This window comes from Streptomyces sp. NPDC048392 (assembly GCF_043200575.1).
Classification (GTDB): Bacteria; Actinomycetota; Actinomycetes; order Streptomycetales; family Streptomycetaceae; genus Streptomyces.
In genome coordinates, this window is record NZ_JBICYB010000086.1 from 1 (window position 1) to 4,960 (window position 4,960).

Consider the following 4,960-nt stretch of genomic DNA (forward strand, 5'->3'; position numbering starts at 1 on the left):
ATTCCGTAAACGGAATTCAAACCGCAATGCAATTCCCGCAAGCGGGAATTGGAGGCACCCGCGCAAGCGCGGGTGCCGAAGCTGGCAGCAAGGGGAGGTGCATCACGCGCGGGCCTGTGTAGGGCTTGGGATTCCCAGCCACTACCCCCGTAACGGATGTGACGGACCGTCGGCCGGACAGGGCGCTGGCCTCACCGTAGTGACGGGCTCCGCTGCGCTCCACCCAAACCCCTCCCCAACTCCCGAAGCCATCCACTCACGTTCACTGATGACCGGTCGGCATACACGCCAACCCGCCACAGCGGGGCGGAATCAGTCGACGCATCACCCGGTAGGACGAAGGTGTCCCGCGAGTGATGCATCATGCTGCTGCGCTGTGTAGCATTTGGGTCCTAGCCGCACTACCCCCGGTCCTCCCCTAAAAGCTACCTGGTGGAATGTAGAATTGCGCGGCCCTGAATTGCTCAGCCACAGAACCGAAGCCCCGATATGTGAGCGCCGGAATTCGACGTGCGGAGGTACCGGAGCCGAATGGCCCCCTGGGGCCGGGCGGCGGAACCGCCCACGGGTACCGGCCACGCTTGCGTGCTGTTGAACGTCACGGCCGGCACCACCCGAGACTCAGAGCCGATGGTGCCCTCCACGACCCGCACGGGAGCAGCTGAGCCGCACGCGAAGCCGCCTCAGCCACGGCTGCGTGCGCAGCGACGGGAAGCGGGTGCGTGTGGGGTGTCGGTTGAGGACCGGTACGACCGGGGCGTGCGCACCTGGGTGCCTCGCTTGCTGGTGCGTCGGTGGCGGGGGCGGGGGCGGTACGACCCGCGGTCCTGATGCGGCCCTCGCGCGCGCGTGCGTCTTAGGGAAAAGAGGGGGCCTCACGGAAACCTGCTCTGACCTGGTCTTTTCCGGAAGGAGATGTGTCAGCCACAACACATTGACCTGCGGAAATGTGTCCGCGGTGCCACGTCGACACCGGTATTTGCCAACCCAGCTTGTACAAGTGCGTAACGCTGCTGGTGGCGACGGGTTCCCAGGGAACACGGCCCAAATCGATTGTGTCGGCGCCGACACCAAAGCGCCACGCCAGGGTGTACAAATCTGCCAACTGAGCTTGAACAACTGCTAGTGTCCGGCGCGGACCCCACAAGATCGAGGACAGGACCTCCGTCGATGCCTCCCCAGCCCAAGCGCCCTTCCTCCGGCCGCGGCAAGGGCCGCATCGCCGCCGTTCCGCCCGGTGGTGACAGCGCGTTCCGCGAGACTCTGTCCTCCAGGCTGGGCAAGGACATCAAGCCGCCGACCCGCAAGCGGCCGGTGCAGCAGATGGACGTCAGCGTCCGGTACACGTACCGCGCCCCCCACGACATGTACGGCCGGTCCGGCTACAGCGTGGTCTCCAACGACTTCCTTGCCGATGTCCTGGCGGTGCTCATCGCACAGCACGGCATGTCGCCGATCCAGTCTGCGGTCCTCCTGTGGTGCATTGGCCGGCAGCGTGAGGGGTGGCTGCGCGCCACGCACAAGAAGATCGCCGACAAGCTGGGCGTGGAGCGGTCGAACGTCACGCGGGCCATCGGCCGCCTGGAGAGCTGGCACATGATCCAGCGCGTGGACAACGGGCTGATCTTCGTGAACCCGATGCTCGGCTTCGAGGGCAACGGAGATGTCCAGCGCGAGATCCTAGACGCACTGCGCGACAAGGAGACCGGGAAGCTGCCGGAGGACGTCTTCCCGGCCCTCAACGCCCCGCCGCCGCCGCGCAGCGTGCAGTTGGAGCTCGGTGTCGAAGACGGGGAAGATGAAGTCGTCGACGAGGAGGGACAGGCATGCTGATCCAGGCCAGCGCCGGTTTCGGAATGCTGTACCGGCTGGACCTCACCAAGGCCGCCATGGAGCTGCTGAGCGCCCTCATCGAGCGCCAGGAGCCCGGCGGCGAGGTGAACGCCTCCCAAGCCGAGCTGGGGGCCCGCGTGGGCCTCTCCAGGAACTCCGCGAACACCGCGATGTCGCTGTTGGAGAGCCGGAACCTCGTGCTGCGGCCCAAGGACCGCAAGTACCGGACCTACTACCTCCACCCCTACGTCGCCTCCTACGCCTCGCAGGAGGAGCTGGAGGAAGCGATCGAGGATGCTTCCGAGCGCATCGAGGCCGGCGAACTGCCCGAGATCACCGCCCCGCTGTACGAGACCGCGCCACCCAAGCGCCAGAGCCAACCGCTCCGGGCGGTCCGCGCCGCCGGATGACGCCGCCCGTCATCACCCCCGGGTGATACCCGACCGCGGAATGTGCCCCTGTCGCACAGGAATGTGCATCGGGGGCACATTCGTCTGCCCAAGCAAGCACCGGCGCGGGGCAGGCGGTAGCACCAGGTAAACCGGCTTGTTCTGGAGCAGCAGAACAAGTCAGAGGGCGGGACGTGCCCCAGCGCCGACCGCGGAACCGGCTGCCGGTAGCACCAGGTGAACCGGGTTGTTCTGGTTCTCCAGAACAACCCGCTGCCGGACCAGGCCGCCCACCCGAGCATCACCCGTGTGCCTCTTGGCCCAGCAAAATGCTGCGGCGCTGGCCCCGCCGGCGCCGCGAGTAGGCGAACCAGTAGCAGCAAGAGCGGATAGGCCAATAGCGGGAACCGGAGGGCCGTACCGATTCAATCGCTGCTCCGGTGCGTTCTTCAGGTCACCGAAGCAGTCGCGCGCGATGCCCGAGTTGACTGCCTTCGTGCCAAGGAGGGAGATCCGATGGGCAGGAAGAAGCCCGGGAAGCCGGGACGTCGGAGAAGCGGGGGGTACACCCTGCAGCAGCTACAGCCTCCGGGCTATGACGAGTGGCTGTCGATCGGCTCGGACTTCACCTCGAAGGCAGCCGCCGATGATCCTCGCTTGTCCGACGACGCGATCGACCTCATGCAGCGTCTCGCGCGCTTGCGACCGCAATACGCCGGTGCGGTGCCGAGGCAGGCCGTAGCGCTCGACATGGTCCTGGATACGGGCTCGCTCCCTGTCAGTCTCGGAGGGGAGGAGGTGACCCTCCTTCCTCTCCACGAAGTGGCGGGTGTGCTGGGAGCTGATACAACCGGCGACCTGCGGAGCAGCTTCCACCAGCTCCATTCGATTGGCGCCTTGCTGGTAGACGAGGCCGGCGATGTCCCGCTGGTTCGGATCGTCACCCAGCGTCCGCAGCGTCCTGGGGACCCGTGGATCTTCCACGGAAGTCCGGAGGACAAGCTCGTTCCGAAGACCTGCATCCCCGCTCAGCCAGGTGACCTGGCCGCTGACGAGTTCGCGGCGCTGGCGTTCGTCAGAAGCCACATGTCCCGGGGTACCGAGGCGACCCCCGAGGAGTTCGCTGAGCACGAGGGCATCGGTTCCGTCGACCGGGCCCGTGATCTATTCGCGGCCGTCGCCGAACTCGCGAAGGTACGGGGCTGCCCCGCTTGCCCGTCCGGGCACATCTGCACGCGCCCGGATACGGACGGAGCGGAATCATGAGTCCGAGGTGTCAGCTCGTCGTGCTGCGCGGTCGGCTGTGGATCAACCCCAGCGGCGACGCCCACACTCTGCAGTGCGTCGCACGCACGAGGAAGGGCGGCCGCTGTCAGAACCCGATCGAGTCCGGACAGGTCCTCGGTCTCCATGAATTCCAACTCGGCTCTGTTGGCTACGTCCAGGCGTACGGCTCCCCCGGGGGCGGCGAGACGGTTGATGTCGTCCGCTGGCTCGCCCAGCACTGCACACTGCACGACACCCCGGACGTGAGCGACTACGAGACGACCGAGCTGCGCCGGTTCGACATCGTCCGAGACGTTGCCCATATCAGGGTGCACCGTGGGGACGTCGCCTACGACGGCGAGCCGGTCAACTGCACGAAGGAGTCCAGTACCACGGACTCAGAGGACAAGATCACGGAAAGCACCAGGGCCATCCTCGAAGCTGCCGCTCGGCTGCGTCCATGCCCCGGCTACATCAACGGCCACGATTACCAGTCCTGGTACACCGAAGCAACGCCGGACCTCCTGCTCGCCCTGGCGCAGCTGGCCCGAGCCCACCACGGGCATGAACTCGCTGACCGGCTTGAACAGTTGTCGAAACCGCTGTGTATGGAGCCTCTGGATCCCGTGCTGTCTTACGACGCACTTCCGAAGGCTTGGTGCCTGCGCGCTGTTAAGGCCCCGGGCCTGCCTTGTGAACTGCACATTCCAGGGCGCGCTGCGGGCCTCGGGCGCTGCACATGGGCGGGCGCGGAACGGATCTGTCGCTCTGTGCCCCTTGAGGGCGATGACCGATGCGAGGACCACGCCGCGTACTGCCGAGCCGTCAAAGGCGACGGGGCGGTCTGCAACCGGCCTCACTGTCGCATCGCCAAGCATCGACCGACGTCGGAGTCCGACGCGGCAGTAGGGCTGACAGCGGCCCAGCGATGCCCCTGAGCTGTCCAGAACGCGCGTCGATGCTCTGAGAGGGCGCCGCCGCCAAGGATCGTTCGTCGAGATGCAGCACCATGTCTGGGTCGGACGTCCATGCACGCTGGCGGCGCCCTTTCACGAGGACACACTGATTGACGAGCCTGGACCTGCGTAGCCCGTCGCACGTCAGGGTGGCAGTTTGGGCAAGAACCCGGTTGCGAGAGAACCGCTGGCGGATACTGACGTCCATGGCGATGAGTGTGGGCCTGGAGCCGAAAGAGCTGAAGGCAGCCCTGGAGGGTGTGATGCCCTGGCTCACGCCAACAGGTCTTGCGTTGGAAGCGTTGGAGAAGCTGGACCGACCGCTGCTGGCCTGGATGCAGGATCCCGAGCTCCACATGTTCGACTCGGCGGCGCACTACGCCGAGTACGCAGACGAGCCAGGCGGCCTGTCCCGGCTGGAGAGTAATTGTCAAGAGTTGTGGATCAGTGGGGTTGTTCAGGCTGCGGTGACTTCGGGGCGTTCGACGAGGTGACCGTTCTTGAAGCGGGCGCCGT

Annotated in this window: 5 protein-coding genes; all 5 read left to right on the plus strand. The window is 66.2% G+C overall.

Annotated elements, in window-relative coordinates:
• The first annotated feature begins 1,170 nt into the window (after positions 1 to 1,170).
• The 5 genes from ACGFYH_RS37160 to ACGFYH_RS37180 all read left to right on the plus strand — a co-directional run bounded on the left by ACGFYH_RS37160 (position 1,171) and on the right by ACGFYH_RS37180 (position 4,938).
• Positions 1,171 to 1,833 carry a replication/maintenance protein RepL gene (locus ACGFYH_RS37160; RefSeq protein WP_393807590.1) on the plus strand — a complete coding sequence of 221 codons (663 nt, stop codon included), beginning with the start codon at positions 1,171 to 1,173 and terminating at the stop codon, positions 1,831 to 1,833.
• The gene (locus ACGFYH_RS37165) at positions 1,827 to 2,243 is read left to right on the plus strand and encodes a hypothetical protein (RefSeq protein ID WP_393807591.1); all 417 of its coding nucleotides are present in this window, start codon (positions 1,827 to 1,829) and stop codon (positions 2,241 to 2,243) included. The genes ACGFYH_RS37160 and ACGFYH_RS37165 overlap by 7 nt, the downstream gene beginning before the upstream one ends.
• A gap of 495 nt (positions 2,244 to 2,738) precedes the next feature.
• Positions 2,739 to 3,488 carry a hypothetical protein gene (locus ACGFYH_RS37170; protein ID WP_393807592.1) on the plus strand — a complete coding sequence of 250 codons (750 nt, stop codon included), beginning with the start codon at positions 2,739 to 2,741 and terminating at the stop codon, positions 3,486 to 3,488.
• A complete protein-coding gene (locus ACGFYH_RS37175) occupies positions 3,485 to 4,426 on the plus strand; it encodes a hypothetical protein (RefSeq protein ID WP_393807593.1) in 942 nt (313 codons plus the stop codon). The genes ACGFYH_RS37170 and ACGFYH_RS37175 overlap by 4 nt, the downstream gene beginning before the upstream one ends.
• Positions 4,427 to 4,650: 224 nt before the next feature.
• Positions 4,651 to 4,938 (plus strand): hypothetical protein, encoded by a 288-nt coding sequence (locus ACGFYH_RS37180; RefSeq protein WP_393807594.1) that lies wholly within the window; start codon positions 4,651 to 4,653, stop codon positions 4,936 to 4,938.
• Positions 4,939 to 4,960: the final 22 nt, after the last annotated feature.